Here is a 21,597-nt window from a genome sequence, read left to right as displayed (position 1 = left end):
TTATCGTCGGACACGTACCCCACGGGAGTCCGGTGCGACCGGGCTGAGAGGGGGGCTGTGAGCCCCCGACCGTAGAACCTGATCCGGATCATGCCGGCGCAGGGAGGCAGGAGTGAGTTCCATGCAGCTCGTGGTCAACGCCGTCGCATCGACCGTCGATGAGGGCATCACCGTCGCCGACGTGGTGCGGATGCTCGCCGGAGAGGATCCGCGCGGGATCGCCGTCGCCCTCAACGGTGACGTGGTGCCCCGTTCGCGCTGGGCGCAGACCCGCCCGGCCGAGGGCGACCAGGTCGAGGTGCTGACGGCGGTGCAGGGTGGCTGACGCACTGGTGCTGGACGGCGTCGAGCTGCCGTCCCGGCTCATCCTGGGCACCGGCGGGGCGACCAGCCACGCGGCCCTGGAGGCGGCCATCCGGGCCAGCGAGACCGCGCTCGTCACCGTCGCCCTGCGCCGGCTCGACCCGGCCGCGCCCTCGCTGCTCGACGTCGTCGAGCGCTGCGGGGTGCGCGTCCTGCCCAACACGGCCGGCTGCTACACGGCCACCGAGGCGGTCAAGCTCGCCCACCTCGCCCGCGAGGCCTTCGGCACCGCCTGGGTGAAACTCGAGGTGATCGGCGACGAGGAGACCCTGCTGCCCGACGGGGTCGAGCTGGTCGACGCGGCCGCGCGGCTCGTCGGGGACGGGTTCACCGTCCTGCCGTACACCAGCGACGACCCCATCCTCGCCCAGCGCCTCGCCGACGTGGGCTGCGCGGCCGTCATGCCGCTCGGCGCCCCCATCGGCTCCGGCCTGGGCATCCGCAACCCGCACAACATCGCGCTCATCCGGCGGCTCGTCACCGTCCCCGTCATCCTCGACGCCGGGATCGGCACCGCCTCCGACGCGGCCCTGGCGATGGAGCTGGGCTGCGACGGTGTGCTGCTCGCCTCCGCCGTCACCCGGGCCGAGCACCCGGCGCGCATGGCCGAGGCGATGCGCCTCGCGGTGCGGGCCGGGCGGCTGGCCCACCTGGCCGGGCGCATCCCCCGGCGCCTGCACGCGACCGCATCCAGCCCGACCGGAGGTATGCCGTGGTAGAGCCCGGCCTCATCGTCTTCACCGACCGCCGGCAGAGCGAGCGCCCGCTGGACGAGGTGATCGCGGGCGCCGTCGACGGCGGGGCCCGGGTGGTGGTCCTGCGCGAGCACGACCTCCCGCCGCGGCGCCGGCTCAAGCTCGCGTCCACCCTGCGCAGCCTCCTCGACCAGGCCGGCGGCCGGCTGCTGCTGGAGGAGGACGGGGCCCTGCGCAAGTGCCACGGCCTCGAGGAGCTGGTGGCGGCCGCGGACGACCCCGCCGACTACGTGACCCTCTCGCCGATCTTCGCCACGCGCAGCAAGCCCGGCTACGGCCCGCCGCTCGGCCTGGCCGCCCTGGGCCGGATGGCGATGGCCGCGCCCGTGCCGGTCTTCGCGCTCGGCGGCGTCGACACCCCCGGCCGGGTCCGCGACTGCCTCGACGAGGGCGCCGCGGGTGTGGCCGTGATGGGTGTCGTCATGCGCGCCGAGGACCCGGCCCGCCTGGTCAAGGAGCTGCTGGCGGCATGAACCCTCCCGTGGCGCTCACCATCGCCGGCTCCGACTCCGGGGGCGGGGCCGGGATCCAGGCCGACCTCAAGACCTTCGCCGCGCACGAGGTCTTCGGCACCAGCGTCATCACCGCGCTCACCGCGCAGAACACGGCGGGCGTGCGGGCCATCTCCGCGGTCGACCCGGGGTTCGTCGAGGCCCAGCTCGAGGCCGTCCTCGACGACCTGCCCGTCGCCGGGGTGAAGACCGGCATGCTGGCCAACCCGGACACCGTCGCGCTCGTGGCCCGGCTCGCCCCGCGGCTGCCGAACCTGGTGGTCGACCCGGTGCTCGTGGCCTCCTCCGGCGACCGGCTCTTCACCGCCGACGCCGAGCGCGCGTACCTCGAGCTGCTCTTCCCGCACGCCGCCGTGGTCACGCCGAACCTGCGCGAGGCCTCGGTGCTGCTCGGCCGCGAGGTGCTCGACGCCGACGACGCCGCCAAGGCCGCCGGGGACCTGGCCGCGTACGGGCCCCGGTGCGTCGTGGTCAAGGGCGGCCACCTGCGGGGGAGCGCCGAGGCCGTGGACGCGGTCTGGTACGACGGCCACACCTCGCTGCTGAGCGCCCCCTGGATCGACACGACCAACAACCACGGGACCGGCTGCACCTTCGCGGCCGCGACCGCCGCCCGGCTCGCGGCCGGCGACGAGCTGCCCGTCGCCCTCGCGCGCGCGAAGTCCTACGTCCACTCGGCCCTCACCCGCTCGGCGTCCTGGACCTTGGGCGCCGGCCACGGCCCGCTGGCCTGGGGCCCCTTCTAGCACCACTTCTTCCAGGCGCCATGTTCGCCGTTTCCTCAGGTCATCCATGCCCTTTTACGGGAGGTTTGTCATGAAACGCAAGGTTTTCGTCGAGGGAGTCCCGTTCGCCGAGGTCCAGCTCTCCGGCGACAACCCGCCCGTCCGGCTGTACGACACCTCCGGCCCGGTCAGCGACCCGCCGCTGCGCGCCGCGTGGATCGCCGAGCGCGGCCCGGTCGAGCGCACGCAGCTGCACTACGCGCGCCAGGGCGTGATCACCCGCGAGATGCGGTTCGCGGCGATCCGGGAGGGCGTCGAGCCGGAGCTGGTGCGCTCCGAGATCGCCGCCGGCCGGGCCATCCTGCCCAACAACGTCAACCACCCCGAGAGCGAGCCGATGGTCATCGGCTCCCGGTTCCTCGTGAAGGTCAACGCCAACATCGGCACCAGCGCCGTCTCCTCCGGCGTCGAGGAGGAGGTCGCCAAGCTGACCTGGGCCACCCGCTGGGGCGCGGACACCGTCATGGACCTGTCCACGGGCCGGCACATCCACGCCACCCGCGAGGCGATCGTGCGCAACTCCCCGGTGCCCATCGGGACCGTGCCCATCTACCAGGCCCTCGAGAAGGTCGGCGGCGACCCGATCCGGCTGACGTGGGAGGCGTACCGCGACACCGTCATCGAGCAGGCCGAGCAGGGCGTCGACTACATGACCGTGCACGCGGGGGTGCTGCTGCGCTACGTGCCCATGACCGTCCGGCGGGTCACCGGCATCGTGTCCCGCGGCGGCTCGATCATGGCCGCCTGGTGCCTGGCCCATCACGAGGAGAACTTCCTCTACACCCACTTCGCGGAGCTGTGCGAGATCCTGGCGCGGTACGACGTCGCGTTCTCCCTCGGCGACGGGCTGCGCCCCGGCTCCATCGCCGACGCCAACGACGAGGCCCAGCTCGCCGAGCTCAAGACCCTGGGCGAGCTCACGAAGATCGCGTGGGCGCACGACGTGCAGGTCATGATCGAGGGGCCCGGCCACGTGCCCATGCACAAGATCAAGGAGAACGTGGACCTGCAGATGGAGTGGTGCCACGAGGCGCCCTTCTACACGCTCGGCCCGCTGACGACCGACATCGCGCCCGCCTACGACCACATCACCTCGGCGATCGGCGCGGCGATGATCGCGATGTACGGCACCGCGATGCTCTGCTACGTCACCCCCAAGGAGCATCTGGGGCTGCCCGACCGCGACGACGTCAAGGCCGGGGTCATCGCCTACAAGATCGCCGCGCACGCCGCCGACCTCGCCAAGGGCCACCCCGGCGCCCAGGCGTGGGACGACGCGCTGTCCAAGGCCCGCTTCGAGTTCCGCTGGGAGGACCAGTTCAACCTGGCGCTGGACCCGGACACGGCCCGCGCGTACCACGACGAGACCCTCCCGGCCGAGCCGGCCAAGACCGCGCACTTCTGCTCCATGTGCGGACCCAAGTTCTGCTCCATGAAGATCAGCCAGGACCTGCGTGAGTACGCCGAGCTGGGCATGCGGCAGAAGTCCGAGGAGTTCGCCGAGACGGGCGGTCAGGTGTACCTGCCGCTGCTCCACTAAGGTCGTCTGGGTGGAGTCTTCTGCGCCTCGCACCGCCGTGGTCTGGCGGGTGCTGCGTGACGAGCTGGCCCGGGCCGCCCGGCCGCTGAACGCCCTCGACGTCGGCGGCGGCACCGGCGGCTTCGCCGTCCCGCTCGCGCAGGCCGGCCACACCGTCACCGTCGTCGACGCCAGCCCCGACTCGCTCGCCGCGCTCACCCGCCGCGCGGCCGAGGCCGGGGTGGGGGAGCGGGTCACCGCCGTGCAGGGCGACGGCGACGGCCTGGCCGACCTGATCGCGCCGCAGAGCGTGGACCTGGTGCTCTGCCACAGCCTGCTCGAGGTCGTGGACGATCCGCACAAGGTCGTCGCCGCGCTCGCCGGGACCCTGCGCCCCGGCGGCGCGGCCAGCGTCGTGGTCGCCAACCGGGCCGCCGCGGTGCTGGCCCGCGCGATCGGCGGCCACCTCGCCGCCGCCTCGCTGCTCGTGGCCAGCTCTGACGGCCGGGGCGACGCCCGCGACCGGCTCCGCCGCCGCTACGACGCGCAGAGCGCCACCGCGCTGCTGGACGCATGCGGCCTGGCCGTCGAGCAGGTGCACGGGGTGCGCGTCGTGGCCGACCTGGTGCCGGGCACCGTGGCCGAGAGCGAGCCCGAGGCGCTCGCCGCGTTCGAGCTGGCCCTGGCGGGGACGCCGCCGTACCGCGACATCGCGACCCAGCTCCACCTGCTCGCCCGCCGCACATGACCCCGGGCCTGCTCGACCCGATCGAGCCGCGCTACGGCCACGACAGCCTGGCCGACGTCATGCCCACGGCCCTGCACGCGCTCGGCGTCCCGGGGGAACCGGACGCGCTGCACCTCGCCGGGGCGCTGGAGGGAGTGCGGCGCATCGCGGTCGTACTGCTCGACGGCCTGGGCTGGCACCAGCTGCCCCTGGCCGCGCCCGACGCGCCGACCATGACCGACATCGCCGAGGGCCGCCTCGGCCTCGCCCGCCCCATCACGTCCGGCTTCCCGTCCACGACCCCGGTCAGCCTGGTCACCCTCGGCACCGGCACCGCACCCGGCCGCCACGGCATCGTCGGCTTCAACCTGCACCGCCCCGGCACCGACCAGGTCGTCAACCACCTGCACTGGACGAACGAGCCCGACCCGGCCACCTGGCAGCCCGTGCCGACCGCGTTCACCCGGGCGAGCGAGGCCGGCCTGGCCCCGACCGTCGTGACCGACCCGAAGTTCGAGGGCACCGGGCTGTCCCTGTCGGCGTACCGCGGCGCGCGCCTCGGCCCCGGCGTGCGCCCGGACGCGATCGCCGACGAGATGCTGTCCGCGCTGGCCGAGTCCCGGCTCGTCTACGGCTACCTCAACGACGTCGACAAGGCCGGCCACGACTCGGGCATCGCCTCGCCCGACTGGCACCGCGCGGCCGCCGACGCCGACCGCCTCATCACCCGCCTCGTGGACGGCCTGCCCCCGGACACGGCCCTGATCGTGACCGCGGACCACGGCCAGCTCGACATCCCGGCCGACCGCCGCCTGGACCTCGACCGCGATCAGCGCCTGAGCGCGGGCGTGGCCCACGTGGCCGGCGAGGCGCGGGTCCGATACCTGCACACCCTGCCGGGCGCCCAGCCGGACGTGCTGAGCACGTGGCGCGACGTCCTGGGCGACCGCGCCTGGGTGGCCGAGCGCGACGAGGCCGTGGCGTCGGGCTGGTTCGGCCCCGTGCCCGAGTCCCACCTGCAGCGCATCGGCGACGTGGTGGTGGTGTGCCGCGAGCGCTGGGTCGTGATGGCGAGCGCACACGAGCCGGCGCGGCTGGCGGAGATGGTCGCCTTCCACGGCGCGAACACGACGGCGGAGATGGAGATCCCCCTGCTGGTCGTGCGCCGCTGAGCGGAGATGGCCGGCTTCCGCAACCGCAGCACACCGCCGGCCCGCTGCCGCGCTCCGCGCGAGTCTGGGCAGGCGCGGCCGGGCTACCTGCGCCGCTGAGGGCGGTTTCGCGGGGGAGATTCCCTCGCGGGACGTGCGCTGCTGGGCGTGCGTGGCTGGGTGCGGTTTCGCGCCGGGAGACTCCCTTGCGGGACGTGGGCCGTTGAGCGCGGCGTTGCGCTGCTGGGCGTGCGTGGCTGAGTGCGGTTTCGCGCCGGGAGACTCCCTTGCGGGACGTGGGCCGTTGAGCGCGGCGTTGCGCTGCTGGGCCTGCGCGGCTGAGTGCGGTTTCGCGCCGGGAGACTCCCTTGCGGGACGTGCGCCGTTGAGCGCGGCGTTCCGATGCTTGTCGAATGCCGCTGAGCGCGGCTTGCGCTGCTGGTCGGGCGTCGCCGAGTCTTGGTTCTCGCGCTGCTGGGCGTGCGCGGGTGAGCCGGTTTCCGCGCCGAAATGTCGGGCTTCGTCCCTCAGCCCGACATTTCGGATTTATACCCCGACGGGGTTTTTAGCAGGCGATTGTGCCGCTGGGGCCAGTAGCGCGGTCAGGTGGCGTACGTGCCGCGCCAGCTCCGCGCCCGGCGCCTCCGTGTGCCGCGCGACCAGGGCCAGCAGCTCGTCACGGTCCGCGGCGACGATCACGCCCGGCGCGCCCGCCGCGGGATCGCCGGCCAGCACGGCGACGTCGGCCCGGCGCACGCCCAGCTGCCCCGCGCGGTTGACGAACGTCTCGCCCGGGATGAGCAGCGGCACGCGGCGGGCTCGGGTCCAGCCGGCGACGACCAGTACGGCGGCGGCTTGTTGGTTCATGGCTTCTGCCCAGCCGGCCGTCGGGGTGATCACCAGACCGGGGAAGACGCAGCCGGTCAGTGCCGGGTGCCGGCGGCGCAGCCCCTCGACGGCCGCGACGACCGGCGCCAGGGGCGAGGTCATCGCGACGTGAGCCATACCCGGAAGGTAAGGCAAACCTAAGTTCTCGTCAATATTGTCAGAGGGTGCCGCTAAGGTTCGCGATGTGGGGCGAAGTCAGGTGGTACCACGCGGAGGCGCCGGCGAGTTCGGGCCGCACGCCGACGACACGGGCTGCACCGTGCTGCACGTCGACATGGACGCGTTCTACGCGTCGGTGGAGATCCGGCGGCGGCCCGACCTGCGCGGCAAGCCCGTCGTCGTCGGCGGGGCGGGGCCGCGCGGGGTCGTGTCCGCGGCGAGCTACGAGGCGCGCAAATACGGCGTGCACAGCGCGATGCCGGGCAGCCGGGCCCAGCGCCTGTGCCCGCACGCGGTGTTCCTGCCGCCGGACTTCGCGGCCTACACGGAGGCCTCCCGCGCCGTGATGGCGATCTTCCGCGACGTCACGCCGCTGGTCGAGCCGCTCTCCCTCGACGAGGCGTTCCTCGACGTCGCCGGGGCGCTCAAGCTGCTCGGGCGCCCGGCCGGGATCGCCGCGCTGATCCGCCGCCGGGTCGCGCAGGAGCAGCGGCTCACGTGCTCCGTCGGGGTGGCCGGCACCAAGTTCCTGGCCAAGCTCGGCTCCACCCGCGCCAAGCCCGACGGGATGGTGGTGGTCCCGCGGTCGCGCGAGCTCGAATACCTGCACCCGCTGCCCGTCGAGGCGCTGTGGGGCGTCGGCGAGCGCACGGCCGAGCATCTCCAGCGGCTCGGGCTCAAGACCATCGGCGACCTCTCGGCCGCCCCGGTCGGCCTCCTGCGCTCCGCCGTCGGCGAGGCCGCGGCCCGCCATCTGCACGAGTTGTCCTGGGCCCGTGACCCCCGACGGGTGATTCCCGACCATGTGGAAAAGTCCATCGGCGCCGAGACGACCTTCGACGTCGACGTCAGCGACCTGTCGACCATCCGACGCGCGATGCTCGCCCTGTCCGGCAAGGTCGCCGAGCGCCTCCGCCACGCCGGGCAGGCCGGCCGGACGGTCTCGGTCAAGATCAGGCTCGCCGATTTCCAGACCCTGAGCCGATCACGCACAGTAGACGTCCCCACCGACGTCGCCCGCGAGATCTTCGAGCTCGGCTGGGCGTTGTTCCAGGCCGCACGCCCCGGCGAGCGAATCCGGCTCATCGGCGTGCGCGTCGAGGGCCTCGTCCACGCCGACGGGGCGCCCCGGCAGATGACGCTGGGTGAGCGCGACCACGGCTGGCGAGAAGCCGAACGCGCCGCCGACGCGGTCGCCGCGCGCTTCGGCCGGGGCCTCGTCAAGCCCGCCAGCCTGCTCCGCGGTGACGGAATGCGTACCGACGGAAACGGAGCCGCACCGCGCGGGGAGGGGGCAACCGGGTCCCCGGGAGGCCACAATGGAAGGACATAGGGGCCACCTCTTCGGGAAGTTGGTCGGAAAATCGGCACGGCCGGACCATCGTCCCGCTTTCCGACGCGTTGACCCCCTCGTAAACTTGCCAGTACGCAGCCGTCCGGCTGTGCCGGACCGCCGGCCCGCCCAGGGCCGGCCTTCGCGACCGGGGAGGAGTGCCGTGCCGCTCTCGGAGCACGAGCAGCGGCTGTTCGATCAGATCGAGCGGTCGCTAGCCGAGGATCCCAAGTTCGCTTCGGCGGTGCGCGCCACCGACCCGCGGTTCCATGCCAAGCGCCGGATGATTGCCGCAGGGATCCTGCTGCTGGCCGGCATGGCGCTGCTTGTCTACGGTGTCGCCATTTCCATTCCACTCCTCGGCGTCGGCGGCTTCCTGGTGATGCTGTGCGCCTTGGCGTTCGGCGTCCAGGCCTACCGCCGGGGCCAGTCCACGGACCTGCACGCGGTAGGCGGGACGGCCACGCGCCGCACCCGCCAGCGCCGCGGCGGGCTGGTGGACCGTCTCGAGGAGCGCTGGCGCCGCCGCCCCGAGGGCGACCTCTGACGGTCGCCTGAGCGGGCACGGGCCTGAGGGCGACCGCTTGCGGTCGCCCACCACCGCCGTGGATGGCCCGCCTGGCTGCACCATGCCCTGACACCGCCTGGCACGCGGCCCGGTGTCGAGGGTGATCCGCTTCGCCGCGCCTCCGTTCTTCCGCCGCGCCTCTGTACCGCTCCTCCCGGCGAGCCGCGATCACCGCGTGGCGGCGCTCCAAGCCGACCGTCCGTGACGTCCCGGGGCCGGCTCCGTCCTCCGCGGCGCGGCCACCGTGACGGCCGACCGCAGAAACCGCGCTCAAGGCCGGACGCCGCGACATCACACTTCCAAATCCAAGGCAACAGTGGTCCCGTTGGCTTGAGGTGTGCGGCTGCCGCGCCACCACTAGCGGCGGTGCCGTTGAATCGGCGATGGTGAAATTGCGCGGCTGCGGCTTTTGAGGCAGTTGCTTCGGGGGCTCGGAGCAGACGCCGGCGCGATCTTCCCCGGCGGGTTGAGGTGGGTCGGACGGCGGCTGTTCCGGAGCGATTTCCGCAGTTCCGTGGATGCGTCGCAGCTTCTCGGCATGCCGCCGCGCCAAGCCCCAACCACGCCGCCGTTGCGCTTCCTGGCGGAATTCATCCTTTCCCGGCCACCAATTCCTGGCCTTCGTCCGATCCCGCATAGCAGCCAATTCCCGAGAACTGAACAACTGCATCTGCCCCATGCCAAGAATTATCCCAGAATACGATCGAAACCATGATCCCGGACCACGCCGAGGCACAAATGGCGAACATATTGGAACCGGGACCACCGAATGATGACCCGCACGGGAGCAGGCACATTCACAACGGCCTAGAGGAATGCCCAGTGAGCAACGACGCCGCTGAACCACGCTTACTCGCTGGGCGGCCCGCTCCGGCTGTGCCTCCGGCGAAGTAAGCCCGGTCCGGGCAGCCAACGACGGCCAGCGCCCAGCTCATCGAGCAAAAAGGGCCGCCCCCCGCGAACGGGGGAGCGGCCCGAAGAACGGCAAGGGCTACTCCCCGCGCCGAGCCACAATCCGCCGCACGCTCAAGGTCCGCATCAACGCGTCCCATCCACGCCCGACGGCGACAGCCGCCCCGCCAGTGCTGGAGGAGAACCGAGTACGCCACCGCCGCAGGACCGAAGGCGGCAGGAACCGGGCGAGGAGCCGGACCTTGCGGGACGCGTTCGAGGCGAAGGCCGACTCCACCGACGTGATCGCCGAGCGCAACTCGCGCCCGGTGAGCGGCTGCCGGGCATAGCGCGCGTGCTCCTCCGCGGTAGAGATGAGCCGAGCCCCCGACTCGGCCGCGTCGCGCAGGCGCTCCTTCTTGACCAGGCGGTCGACCGTCGCGCGGGGCGTCTCGGCCTCGTCGATCGGCACGCGGTAGTCGACCATCGTGTCGATGAGCTCGTCCCACGCCCGGTGGGCGTCCTCCCGGGCCGCGCCGAGCACGCGTTCGTCCGGGATGACGGTCATGGCCGGGCCGTCGCCGTTGGGGATCGGCGTCGCGGCCGGCATCGCCGCGGCGAAGGCGAGCCGGCGCTGGCGGGTGCGGGAGCGGGCCAGGGCCGGCGTCGCCAGCAGCAGGGCCAGCAGGACCACGGCGAGGAGCACGATGCCCGCCATGCTGGTCAGGAAGTTCGCCACGCGGACCAGGGCCGCCACGTCGGTGGACTTGGCGTCGGCGTTGGTGTCGCCCGGGTTGTCGTGGGTGTCGTTCTGCGCGGCCGGCGCGGAGGCGTCGGCCTGCGGGCCGCCGCGGTCGTTGCCGGGCCGGTCGACGTCGTCGTTGCCCGTCACGGCGCCGGGGGCGGGCAGGTACGAGGCCGTGACGCTGCCGTTGATCCACGTCGACGGCGTGGCGTCGAACGGCAGCCAGCCGTAGCCGGGGAAGTACACCTCGGTCCAGGCGTGCAGGTTGAAGTTGGTCAGCGTCATCGTCCGGTCGGTGGTCTTGCCGCCGCGGGCGAAGCCGAACGCGACCCGGGACGGGATCTTCGCCTCGCGCAGCATCCAGCCGAAGGCGGCCGCGTACTGGGCGCAGTACCCGCGCTTGTTCTGCAGGAAGTCCGCGATCTTGGTGCCGCTGGTGTCCGGGCCGGTCGTGATGTCGTACTGGAACCCGTTCGCGGTCGAGAAGAAGTCGAAGAGCGCCTTGACCTTGTCGTACTCGTTCGTCTTGCCCTTGATCGTCTCGTCGACCTTGCTCTTGACGTACGGGTTGCTCGGGGCCGTCATCAGGTCCTTGAGCAGCGGGTCGTTCGCGTTGATCGGCCCGGCCTGGCGCAGCTGGTCCGGGGTGATGTCCGGGCGCTGGTACGTGACCGAGTAGGTCTTCTTGGCGGTCGTGTCCTTGCCGGAGTACACGACGGCCGTCTTCGGGTCGAAGGCCCACTGGTTGCTGAGCCGGTCGATCTTGGTCGGCCAGGTGTAGATCGGCATGTACGAGATCGCGAGCTCGTTGCTGACCTCGATCTTCGCCGTGTGCGTCTCGGTCTTCACCGACGAGCCCCACTCCGGCTTGCCGAAGCCGTTGCTCACCGGCGCGCCGCCGCTGATCGGGCGCAGCGCGAAGCCCTTCGAGTTCAGGTCCTCGAGCACGCTGAAGCGCAGGTAGAACGGGTGGTCGTCGTCGACGTTGGTCACCTTGACCATGTCGACGGACTGGTTGCGGTTGAGCTGGCCGGACAGCAGCGCGAACATGCTGACCTGCTTGCCGTTGCGGCCGTTGCCGATCCCGCTGCCCCCGGAGCCCGCGCCGTTGCCGAGGCTGTCGAGCACCCCGGCCGGCATCGCGAACGGCACCAGCGGGATGAGCAGGGCGGCGGCGACACTGACCGCGCCGAGGCGCTGGCCGGCCGCGGCGAGCGGTGAGGGCTCCCACAGGTCCACGTCGCGCCCGTCGCCGGTAAAGCGGCGGCCGAAGCGACGCACCCGGTCGACGTTGTCGGTGACCAGCAGCCAGAGGAAGCCCACGGCGCCGAGCGCGAAGGGGAACCACGCGGTCGTCTCGGTGTCGACGGTGACCGGCACCGAGTAGATCGCGAGCATCGGCAGGCCGGCCAGCGCGGGCCGGCGCAGGACCACCGCGAAGAGGTCGACGATCAGCGCGACCGCGGCGACGCCGAGCGTGGCCAGGAACAGGAAGCTCTCGCGGTCGCCGACGGGGATGGCGTACTCGCTCATCTCCTCCGACGCCGTGCGCAGCAGCTGCCCGAAGTGGACGATCGTGCCCGGCGACGGGATGATCCCGAGGAACTCCTCGTGGCTGCGGTACAGCCAGGTCAGCGACAGCAGCGCGGCGACGGCCATCGCCGCCGTCGGTGCCCAGGCCGGGGCCCGCAGGCTGCGCACCAGCAGCCCGACCCCGCACATGACCGCGACCACCAGGAACGAGCGGATCGCCCACGTGTAGTGATCGAAGACGTTGATCAGCGGCAGCGACGCGAGGAACGCGGCGCCGGCCGCGATCAGCGTCAGATGCTTGCGCTGGTTCACCGGACTCCTCCAGCCACGCTTTCAGCGGACGCGGCCCGCCAGGCGAAGCCCTGCGACCCCCGCCCGGTCTGCGGCCACAGCGCGGACAGTTTCGCCCCGTGCGGCACCTCGACGACCCGCCACCCGCTGCGCAGCAGCGCGAGCGACGCGACGCCGTGTGCGCGGTCGGCCTCCTCGCGCGCCGTCGTCGGCAGGTTCAGCCAGGTCGAGGAGTCGATGAACAGCGCGACGCAGGTCGCGTTGTTGGAGCGGAACGAGGCCAGCAGCTCCGCCTCGGCCGAGGACAGCAGCCCGAAGATGCCGATGATCAGGCCGCCGTCGCTGCGCCGCCGGACGCGCTCGATCAGGGCCGCGATGTCGCCGCGCTGGGCCAGCCGCACGTCGGCGAGCTGGTCGAGCAGCGGGCCGTCGCCGTCGATCTCGGTCGCGTCGACGTCCACGCCGGCGTCGGTGACGAGCCGCATCTTGTACCCCGCATGCCGCAGGTGCACCGCGATGCTCGCGGCCGCCGAGACCGCCCACTCGAAGCTCGCCGTCGGGCCCTCGCCGCGGTGGGCGGTGGAGCGCGTGTCGAGCACGACCGTGGCGCGGCTCTCCCACGGCTGCTCCTCGCGGCGCACCATGAGCTCGCCGGTGCGGGCGGTGGAGCGCCAGTGCACCCGGCGCAGGTCGTCGCCGTAGCGGTACTCCCGCGTCGCCGCGTCGTCCTCGCCGTGCACGGCGACGGACCGGGCGCGGCTCTCGCCGGACCCGGCGAACTCGCCGGCCAGGCGCACCGACGGCAGCGGCACCACCTGCGGGATGACGGTGAGGCGGTCCACGGATGGGAAGGCCCGGGTCAGCTCGCACAGGCCGAACGGGTCGGTCAGGCGCACCACCAGCGGCCCGACCTCGTAGCGGCCGCGCACGTCGGCGCGCACGGTGTAGGCCACGGAGCTGGCCTGATGCGCGCCGAGCCGCTCCAGCACCAGCCGCGGCCGGGAGCCCAGCGCGTAGGGCAGCCGGTCCTCCAGCAGCATCGTGCCGGTGGGCATCCGGGAGAGGTTCTGCAGGCGCAGGATGACCCGCGCGCTCGCGCCGACCTGGACGCGGTGCGGGTCGAGCGTGCGGCTGCACGACAGGCGGTAGCGGGTCCGCCCGACGTACGCCGCGGACAGCAGCGGCAGCGCGGCCAGCAGCAGCGCCACGCGCAACAGGTCGCGTTCGCCGAGGATGAGCGCGGCGATGAGGGCCGCTGCGGCGGCGGCCAGGAAACTACGACCCCGGGTGGTGAGCCCCCGCAGCGCCTCTCGCATGCTCAGCGGCCCCCGTACTGCTGGGGCCGCTGCGGCCGCGTGTCGTAGGGATTGCGCTGCGGCCGGTCGGACGGCAGGGGCAGCCGGTGCACCAGCTCGGCGATGATCGCGTCGGTGGTCCGCCGGGACAGCTGGGCCTCGGCCGTCGGGATCACGCGGTGGGCGAGCACCGGCACGGCCAGCGCCTGCAGGTCGTCGGGGAGCACGAACTCGCGGCCCTCGATGGCGGCGACGGCCCGGGCGGTGCGCAGCAGCTGCAGCGTGGAGCGCGGGGAGGCGCCGAGGCGCAGCTCGCCGGACTCGCGGGTGGCGGTGACGATGTTGACCGCGTACTGCTTCACCGCGTCGGCGACGTGCACATCGCGCACCGTGGCGATCATCCGGCGCATCATGCTCGCGTCGGAGACGGGCGCGAGGTCGTCGAGCGCGTCGTGACGGCCGTGCACGTCGAGCATGGCCAGCTCGGCGTTCATGTCGGGGTAGCCCATCGCGATGCGGGCGGTGAACCGGTCGCGCTGGGCCTCGGGCAGCGGGTAGGTGCCCTCCATCTCGATCGGGTTCTGCGTCGCGACGACCATGAAGGGCACCTGCAGCGGGTAGGTCGCGCCGTCGACGGTGACCTGCCGCTCCTCCATGCTCTCCAGCAGCGCCGACTGCGTCTTCGGCGAGGCGCGGTTGATCTCGTCGCCGACGACGATGTTCGCGAACACCGCACCCGGCTTGAACTCGAAGTCGCGCGTCTCCTGGTTGTAGACGCTCACGCCGGTGACGTCGCTCGGCAGCAGGTCGGGCGTGAACTGGATGCGCCGGACCGAGCAGTCGATCGAGCGCGCGAGCGCCTTGGCCAGTTTGGTCTTGCCGACGCCGGGAACATCTTCGATGAGGAGATGGCCCTCAGCGAGCAGTACCGCCAGGGCGAGCCGCACCGTGGCGGTCTTGCCCTCGATGACCTGCTCGATGTTGGCGACGATCGCATCAGTCGCGGCACGGAACTCCGGCGGTGGTAGCGGGGCGCCGAGTTCCTCGAATGTGCGGTGCCTGGTCAACTGGCCTCCTCATGGTCGTGCCGTGGCCACCGTTAGGTGTAAGACCCACAGGTGAACCGCTCGGTTGCAGGAAAACGTTGTCATCAGATTGCAACCGAGCCGTTGTTATCCCCTCAGGCTAGCCGGGGAATTGACATGTCGCCGGACGGAAATACGTCGATAACGGACATCCTGCCCGCCTGGTCGGCGGTACTTTTTTGGACGCCCGGACGTACCCCTGCAAAACCCTGGCAAACGGGCGGCTGGAGTGCCGTGGTGCGTCTTGTGGGGGCAGACTGACGGCGTGGACACCGGGCAGCTTCTCAACGGGCGGTACCTCCTCGTCGAGCGGCTGGGGGCGGGCGGCATGTCCGTCGTGTGGCGCGCCCGCGACGAGGTCCTCGACCGCGAGGTCGCGGTCAAGGTGCTCAATGCCCGCCTGGTCCCGGACGCGGAGTGGCGCCGGCGCATCCGGCTGGAGGCGCGCGCGGCCGCACGGCTGACGCATCCGAACATCACCAATGTGTACGACTATGGCGAGACTTCGGATCAGGTGCCTTTCGTCGTGATGGAACTGCTGCGCGGCCTGACCCTCGGCCAGCGCCTCCAGGACGGGCCGCTGCCGCCCGCCGCCGCGCTGCGCATCTGCGCCGAGGTCGCGGCCGGGCTGGCCGCCGCGCACGCCGAAGGCCTGGTGCACCGCGACGTCAAGCCGGCCAACGTCGTCCTCACGCCCGACGCGGCCAAGATCCTCGACTTCGGCATCGTCGGGTTCGTCGGCGGGCCGGACCTGGACGAGGGCTCCGAGCAGGTCCTCGGCACCCCGGCCTACCTGGCCCCCGAGCGGCTCACGGGCGGGGAGATCACGCCGGCCAGCGACGTCTACGCGTTCGGGCTGCTGCTCTTCCGCTGCCTGACCGGCCGCCTGCCGTGGGACTTCGAGACCACCACCCAGATGGTGCGGGCCCACATGACCGTCGCCCCGGCGCCGCTGCCGGAGCTGCCCGGCCTGCCCGCGGACGTGCGCGAGCTGTACGCGCAGTGCCTGGCCAAGGAGCCGCGGGAGCGCCCGGACGCCGCGGCCGTCGCGACCCGGCTGGCCCTGGCGGCCGGGATCGTGCCGCGCGGTTCGGCGCTACCGCGGGAGCCGGTCACCCGTGTCGCCCCGTTCGACGGCCCCACCGAGCTGGTCGAGCCCGCGGGCGCGCGCCAGCGCGCGCTGCTCGGCGTCGGTGCCCTGGTCGCGATCGCCGCGCTGCTGACCGGCGTGGCCCTGCGCGGCTCGGACGACGACCCGGCCGCCAGCGCGGACCCGGCCCGCCCGGCCCCGGCCGTTCCTTATTCCTCTGCCCCCGATGCCGACGCCCCCTCGCAGGAGCCGCAGACGCCCCCGCCCTCGACAGGCCTGCCCGTGACCACGCCCGGGGAGCGGGCGGTGCCGAGCATCGACGTGGCGACCCGCGGGGGTGTGGTGGTCGCGGCGTGCGCGGGGAAGAAGGTCACCGTGCTGCGGGTGATGCCCGCGGCCGGGGTCGAGCTCGTGCAGGCCGACCTCGGCCTGCACATGAAGGCCCGGGTCGAGTTCCGCAAGCAGGGGCAGCGGCTGCGCTACGACGTGGCCTGCGAGGGCGGATCACCGATGGCAAGCGTGCACTGACAGAGCGTGACCGCTCGATGGGCGGGCCCGAATTCGGGTTGGGAGCTGCGGTACACTGCGGATATGACCCGGGTAGTCCGGCTTCTTAGCGAGCCGTGCTGACGCGAACACACCTCGCGACGGCACGGCGACCCCTCCTGCGTGAGGGGTTTTTTCATGCCCGGACAATGCTAGGGAATTCCGAGACCTGAGGTGGCGACGAAGTCATGAGCGAGGCAGTGACCGACGGAGCGGTCGACATCCCGCCGTACCGGTACACCGCGGCGATGGCGGCGGACATCGAGGCGTGCTGGCAGGACTACTGGTCCGAGCACGGCACCTTCCACGCGCCGAACCCGACCGGCCCGCTCAGCGACCCGAACCACCCGCGGGCCGGGGCGCCGAAGCTGTACGTGATGGACATGTTCCCCTATCCGTCGGGCGCCGGCCTGCACGTCGGGCACCCGCTGGGGTACATCGGCACCGACTGCTACACGCGGTACTTCCGCATGGCCGGCTACAACGTGCTGCACCCGATGGGCTTCGACTCGTTCGGCCTGCCCGCGGAGCAGTACGCGGTGCAGACGGGCACCCACCCGCGCACCACGACCGAGGCGAACATCGAGCGGTACCGCAGCCAGCTGCGCCGCCTGGGTCTGGCCTACGACGACCGGCGCAGCGTCGCCACCACGGACACCGAGTTCTACCACTGGACCCAGTGGATCTTCCTGCAGATCTTCAACTCGTGGTTCGACCCCGAGCAGGCCAAGGCCCGCCCGATCGAGGAGCTGATCGAGGAGTTCGCGGCCGGCACCCGGCCGGTGCCCGACTCGGACGAGGGCGCCCGCGACTGGGACTCGCTGAGCGTGGCCGAGCGGCGCCGGATCGTCGACGAGCATCGGCTGGCCTACATCACCGAGGCCCCCGTCAACTGGTGCCCGGGCCTGGGCACGGTGCTGGCCAACGAGGAGGTCACCCCGGACGGGCGCAGCGAGCGCGGCAACTTCCCGGTCTTCAAGCGCAACCTGCGCCAGTGGATGATGCGGATCACCGCCTACGGCGACCGGCTGCTGGACGACCTGGACCGGCTGGACTGGCCCGAGAAGGTCAAGTCCATGCAGCGCAACTGGATCGGCCGGTCGCGCGGCGCCCACGTGGACTTCGCCACCGCGGCGGGCACCCCGATCCGGGTCTTCACCACGCGCCCCGACACCCTGTTCGGCGCGACGTACATGGTGCTGGCCCCCGAGCACGCCATGGTCGACGAGCTGGTGCCCGCGGCCTGGCCCGAGGGCGTGAACGAGAAGTGGACCGGCGGGGCCGCGACCCCGGCCGAGGCCGTCGCCGCCTACCGCGCGTTCGCCGCGTCGAAGTCCGACGTCGAGCGCCAGGCCGACGCCAAGGAGAAGACCGGCGTCTTCACCGGGGCCTACGCGACGAACCCGGTCGACGGCCGGGACGTCCCGGTGTTCATCGCCGACTACGTGCTGGCCGGCTACGGCACCGGCGCCATCATGGCGGTGCCCGGGCAGGACGAGCGCGACTGGGAGTTCGCTGAGGTCTTCGGGCTGCCGATCATCCGCACGGTCCAGCCGTCCGCCGACTTCCCGGCCGACGGCAAGGCATACACCGGCGACGGCCCCGCGATCAACTCGTCGTTCCTGAACGGCATGGGCGTCACGGAGGCCAAGGCCTCGATCATCGACTGGCTGGAGGAGAACGGCCACGGAGTCGGCGCCATCACCTACCGGCTGCGCGACTGGCTGTTCAGCCGGCAGCGGTACTGGGGCGAGCCGTTCCCGATCGTGTGGGACGAGAACGGGATGCCCGTCGCGCTGCCCGACTCGATGCTGCCCGTCGTGCTGCCCGAGGTCGAGGACTTCTCGCCGCGCACGTTCGACATCGACGACGCCGACAGCATGCCGGAGACGCCGCTGTCGCGGGCCAAGGAGTGGGTCGAGGTGACCCTGGACCTGGGCGACGGGCCGAAGACGTACACCCGCGAGACCAACGTCATGCCGCAGTGGGCGGGCTCGAGCTGGTACGAGCTGCGCTACCTGGACCCGGCCAACGCCACGAAGATGGTCGACCCGGCCAACGAGCGGTACTGGATGGGCCCGCAGCAGCCCGGCGACGTCGGCGGCGCCGACCTGTACGTGGGCGGCGTCGAGCACGCGGTGCTGCACCTGCTGTACGCGCGCTTCTGGCACAAGGTGCTGTTCGACCGCGGCTACGTGAGCTCGCAGGAGCCGTTCCGCAAGCTGTTCAACCAGGGCTACATCCAGGCGTACGCGTTCAAGGACGCCCGCGGCGTGTACGTCGAGGCCGAGCGGGTCCGGGAGGGCGCCGGCGGCAAGTACTACTACGGTGAGCAGGAGGTCACCCGGGAGTACGGCAAGATGGGCAAGTCCCTGAAGAACGTCGTGACGCCCGACGAGATGTGCGAGCGCTACGGCGCGGACACCTTCCGGGTGTACGAGATGTCGATGGGGCCGCTGGACGTCTCCCGCCCCTGGGAGACCCGCGCGGTCGTCGGCGCCCAGCGCTTCCTGCAGCGCGTCTGGCGGCTGGTCGTGGACGAGCAGAACGACGCCACCCGCGTGATCGACGGCGCCGGCCAGGAAGCACTGGACGACGAGACGCGCCGGCTGCTGCACCGGGTCATCGACGGCGTGCGGGGCGACATCGAGGAGATGCGCTTCAACACGGCCATCGCCAAGATGATCGAGCTGACCAACCGGGTCACCCAGGTCTCCGCCGCGGGCACCCCGCGCGAGGTCGCCGACCCGCTGGTCCGCCTGATCGCGCCGTTCGCCCCGCACCTGGCCGAGGAGCTGTGGCAGCGGCTGGGCAACGAGACCTCGGTCGCCTACGCGGACTTCCCGGCCGCCGACCCGGCCTACCTGGTGGCCGAGTCGGTGACGATCCCGGTGCAGGTCAACGGCAAGGTGCGCGGCAAGGTCGACATCGCCGCGGACGCCGACGAGGAGACGGTCCGCGCGGCCGCCCTGGACGCGGTGGCCGAGCAGCTGGCCGGCAAGACCCCGAAGAAGGTCATCGTGGTCAAGGGCCGCATGGTCTCGGTCGTGATCTGAAAACGCGGTCGGGGCCCCGGCGACGGGGCCCCGGCGCGGGACCTACTTGGCGACGGCGGCCAGGCGCTCGTTGCGCAGGGCCGTCGGCCAGCGGTCGTCGATCGGCTCCATGGTCATCCCGGTCGCCCAGCGCAGCAGCAGGTCCGCGATCGCGGGGTTGCGGGCCAGGGCCGGGCCGTGCGAATACGTGCCCAGGATCCGGCCGTTCCAGGCGCCCTCGGACTGCCCGTCGTTGCCGATGCCGGTGGTCACCTTGGCCAGCGGCTTCACGCCCGGGCCGAGGTGGGTGCGCCCGCCGTGGTTCTCGAAGCCGGTCAGCGTCGGCAGGCCCAGCGCCGGGTGCATCTCCCCGGCCAGCTCGCCCACCGCGCGGGTCTCGCCCCGGTCGGAGTCGATGTCCAGCAGGCTCAGGCCCGGGTACTTCGCCCCCTTCGCGAAGAACGAGTGCCCCATGAGCTGGTAGCCCGCGCACACCGAGAACACCGTCGCGCCCCGCTCCACGGCCCGGTGCAGGTTGCCGTCGGCGGCCAGGCGCTGGGCGGCCAGGGCCTGCGGGCCGTCCTCGCCGCCGCCGATGAGGTAGACGTCCCCGTCGGCCGGCACCGGCTGGTCCGCGCGCACCTCGGCGCACTCCACCGGCAGCCCGCGCAGGTCGGCGCGGCGGGCCAGGATGAGCAGGTTGCCCCGGTCGCCGTAGGTGGACAGCAGGTCCGGGTACAGCCAGATCAGGCGCAGGTGCGACTCAGTTGACACGGTCCAGCTCCGCTCGGATGTCCTGGAAGGCGGTGTAGTTGGCGATGACCTCGAGCCGCCCCGGCGGCACGAGCGAGAGCGCCTGCCCGAACGAGCGCACGTGCTCGAACGGCACCTCGTTGACCTCCAGCCGCACCGCCAGGTCCATGGCCCGGTCGCCGGTGATGAGCACCCGGCGCCCGCGCAGCGGGGAGAAGTCGACGTCGTACAGCCAGGACGTGTCGGCCCCGTCGGGGTCCCGGGCGTTGATGCCGAGCAGCGTGGGGACGTCCTCGGCCATGTCGAACGACTCCAGCCAGCCGGCCGGGTTCTTGGCCAGCAGCAGCCGGATGACGCGCCCGTCGCGGTGCACCGTGGCGTAGCGACCGGCCACCGAGGCGACCTTGGCCAGCTCCGGCACCGCCTTGGCCGGCGGCACCCCGAACTGCGCGGCGACGGCCAGGGCGGTCGCGGCGTTCGCGCGGTTCACCCGGCCCGGCAGTTGCAGCGTGATCTGGTGGTACGTCCCGGTGTTGTCGACCACGCCGTCCCCGGACACCGTCCAGTGGGGGACCGGCCGGCTCAGGTTGCCCTCGGCGCAGGCCCACTGCTCGCCGTTGCGCTCGATGGACCCGCCGCACTCCGGGCACACCCAGGAGTCGTCGTGGAAGCGCTGGCCCGCGGCGACCCACGTCACCGCGGTGCCCTGGGCCACGGCCTTGCCCGCGGCCCACACGACCATCGGGTCGTCGGCGTTGGCGACGAGGTGCAGCCCGCGGCCGGGCAGCGCGTCGCGCCACAGGGCCGCCATCATGGCGACCTCCTTGGCCCGGTCCAGCTGGTCGCGGCTCAGGTTCAGCAGCGCGACGACCCGCGGCTTGGTCTGGTCGAGCACCTGCTTGAGGTAGTGCTCGTCGACCTCCAGCACCGCATACGGCGTCGCGCCCGCCTTGGCCAGCGCCGAGGTGTGCCCGGTCGGCATGTTGGCGCCGAGGCTGTTGGTGGCCACGTCGCCCAGCACGCCCATCGCGGCCGCGGTCAGGCGCGTGGTGGTCGTCTTGCCGTTGGTGCCGGAGATCAGCGCGATCTCCCGGCCCGCGGCGAGCTCGGCGAGCAGGTTCGGGTCGACCATGAGGCCGATCCGGCCGCCGATGACCGAGCCGTCGCCCCGTCCGGTGGCGCGTGACAGCGCGGCGGCGCCGCGCGACAGTGAGGTGGCGAGCTTGGCCCGCATCGGCAGCTTGTTGTCCGTCATCTCGCTTCCACGGTGTCCGGCGATGCGCTGACCCTACCCGGCCCGCGCGACACCCCCAACGGGTCCACCGGCGAACCGCCCGGACCCGCGCGCTCCACACCGCTCCACGGGTTCCCCCACTTTCCTCCACCCGAAACCCCGGACGCGCCGAGTGTGTGGAGATGTCCGGCCAAGAGGGCGATATGTCCGAATCCTGGAGTCGGTGGAACCGCCTCCCCCGATCGGGCACGCCCGGGCTCCTCCACCAGGCTCCACCCCGTTTGACGTGGGATTTCTTCACACGACGCGCGCCTGGATCGGGCGGTTTTCCGTTGACGG

17 protein-coding genes and 1 riboswitch are annotated in these 21,597 nt (G+C 72.4%); of the genes, 11 read left to right on the top strand and 6 right to left on the bottom strand.

The genetic code is table 11. The features are described from left to right. Positions 1-11: 11 nt before the first annotated feature. Positions 12-122: riboswitch (TPP riboswitch) on the top strand. The 7 genes from thiS (at position 122) to ABT369_RS23290 (ending at position 5,833) form a co-directional block, all read left to right on the top strand. Further along, positions 122-325, top strand: coding sequence for a sulfur carrier protein ThiS (gene thiS, locus ABT369_RS23320; protein ID WP_350615147.1), 204 nt, complete (start codon positions 122-124; stop codon positions 323-325). Its footprint overlaps the riboswitch before it by 1 nt. Further along, complete coding sequence (locus ABT369_RS23315; RefSeq protein ID WP_350614853.1) at positions 318-1,082, top strand: thiazole synthase; 765 nt, start codon at positions 318-320, stop codon at positions 1,080-1,082. The genes thiS and ABT369_RS23315 overlap by 8 nt, the downstream gene beginning before the upstream one ends. Continuing rightward, positions 1,076-1,591, top strand: a complete 516-nt coding sequence (locus ABT369_RS23310; RefSeq protein WP_350614851.1) for a thiamine phosphate synthase — start codon at positions 1,076-1,078, stop codon at positions 1,589-1,591. The genes ABT369_RS23315 and ABT369_RS23310 overlap by 7 nt, the downstream gene beginning before the upstream one ends. After that, on the top strand, positions 1,588-2,376 hold the full coding sequence (thiD, locus tag ABT369_RS23305) for a bifunctional hydroxymethylpyrimidine kinase/phosphomethylpyrimidine kinase (protein ID WP_350614849.1): 789 nt from the start codon (positions 1,588-1,590) through the stop codon (positions 2,374-2,376). Before ABT369_RS23310 ends, thiD begins: the two co-directional genes overlap by 4 nt. Positions 2,377-2,446: 70 nt before the next feature. Beyond that, the gene (gene thiC / locus ABT369_RS23300) at positions 2,447-3,955 is read left to right on the top strand and encodes a phosphomethylpyrimidine synthase ThiC (protein WP_350614847.1); all 1,509 of its coding nucleotides are present in this window, start codon (positions 2,447-2,449) and stop codon (positions 3,953-3,955) included. 10 nt (positions 3,956-3,965) lie between these two features. Continuing rightward, entirely contained in the window at positions 3,966-4,682 is a 717-nt protein-coding gene (locus ABT369_RS23295) for a class I SAM-dependent methyltransferase (RefSeq protein WP_350614845.1), read from the top strand. Next, positions 4,679-5,833, top strand: coding sequence for an alkaline phosphatase family protein (locus ABT369_RS23290; RefSeq protein ID WP_350614844.1), 1,155 nt, complete (start codon positions 4,679-4,681; stop codon positions 5,831-5,833). Before ABT369_RS23295 ends, ABT369_RS23290 begins: the two co-directional genes overlap by 4 nt. Before the next feature lie 525 nt (positions 5,834-6,358). Here the strand turns inward: ABT369_RS23290 and ABT369_RS23285 are convergent. Further along, positions 6,359-6,817, bottom strand: coding sequence for a hypothetical protein (locus ABT369_RS23285; protein ID WP_350614843.1), 459 nt, complete (start codon positions 6,815-6,817; stop codon positions 6,359-6,361). 67 nt (positions 6,818-6,884) lie between these two features. Here ABT369_RS23285 and ABT369_RS23280 point away from each other — a divergent pair, with 67 nt between their 5' ends. Continuing rightward, positions 6,885-8,192: a DNA polymerase IV gene (locus ABT369_RS23280; RefSeq protein ID WP_350614841.1), complete on the top strand. Its 1,308-nt coding sequence runs from the start codon at positions 6,885-6,887 to the stop codon at positions 8,190-8,192. 163 nt (positions 8,193-8,355) lie between these two features. Beyond that, complete coding sequence (locus ABT369_RS23275; RefSeq protein ID WP_350614839.1) at positions 8,356-8,739, top strand: SCO2097 family morphological protein; 384 nt, start codon at positions 8,356-8,358, stop codon at positions 8,737-8,739. Positions 8,740-9,751: 1,012 nt separating this feature from the next. Here ABT369_RS23275 and ABT369_RS23270 read toward each other — a convergent pair. From ABT369_RS23270 to ABT369_RS23260, 3 genes are read right to left on the bottom strand one after another with little or no spacing between them, the layout of a single operon-like run. Beyond that, a complete protein-coding gene (locus tag ABT369_RS23270) occupies positions 9,752-12,241 on the bottom strand; it encodes a transglutaminase TgpA family protein (protein ID WP_350614837.1) in 2,490 nt (829 codons plus the stop codon). Continuing rightward, positions 12,238-13,536 (bottom strand): DUF58 domain-containing protein, encoded by a 1,299-nt coding sequence (locus ABT369_RS23265; protein WP_350614835.1) that lies wholly within the window; start codon positions 13,534-13,536, stop codon positions 12,238-12,240. The genes ABT369_RS23270 and ABT369_RS23265 overlap by 4 nt, the downstream gene beginning before the upstream one ends. Before the next feature lie 2 nt (positions 13,537-13,538). Beyond that, a complete protein-coding gene (locus tag ABT369_RS23260) occupies positions 13,539-14,582 on the bottom strand; it encodes an AAA family ATPase (protein WP_350614834.1) in 1,044 nt (347 codons plus the stop codon). A 283-nt stretch (positions 14,583-14,865) separates the two neighbouring features. Between ABT369_RS23260 and ABT369_RS23255 the strand changes: the two genes are divergently transcribed. Beyond that, complete coding sequence (locus ABT369_RS23255; protein ID WP_350614832.1) at positions 14,866-16,218, top strand: serine/threonine-protein kinase; 1,353 nt, start codon at positions 14,866-14,868, stop codon at positions 16,216-16,218. 206 nt (positions 16,219-16,424) lie between these two features. After that, the gene (leuS, locus tag ABT369_RS23250) at positions 16,425-19,292 is read left to right on the top strand and encodes a leucine--tRNA ligase (protein ID WP_350614830.1); all 2,868 of its coding nucleotides are present in this window, start codon (positions 16,425-16,427) and stop codon (positions 19,290-19,292) included. 42 nt (positions 19,293-19,334) lie between these two features. Here leuS and ABT369_RS23245 read toward each other — a convergent pair whose 3' ends face one another. Both ABT369_RS23245 and ABT369_RS23240 read right to left on the bottom strand, forming a co-directional pair. Next, entirely contained in the window at positions 19,335-20,045 is a 711-nt protein-coding gene (locus ABT369_RS23245) for a type 1 glutamine amidotransferase (RefSeq protein WP_350614829.1), read from the bottom strand. Continuing rightward, positions 20,035-21,279 (bottom strand): Mur ligase family protein, encoded by a 1,245-nt coding sequence (locus tag ABT369_RS23240; RefSeq protein ID WP_350614827.1) that lies wholly within the window; start codon positions 21,277-21,279, stop codon positions 20,035-20,037. The genes ABT369_RS23245 and ABT369_RS23240 overlap by 11 nt, the downstream gene beginning before the upstream one ends. Positions 21,280-21,597: the final 318 nt, after the last annotated feature.

The organism is Dactylosporangium sp. NPDC000244 (assembly GCF_040300725.1).
Taxonomy (GTDB): Bacteria; Actinomycetota; Actinomycetes; order Mycobacteriales; family Micromonosporaceae; genus Dactylosporangium.
Note: the sequence above shows the minus strand (reverse complement) of the source record. Positions and strands in the feature narration are given on the sequence as shown.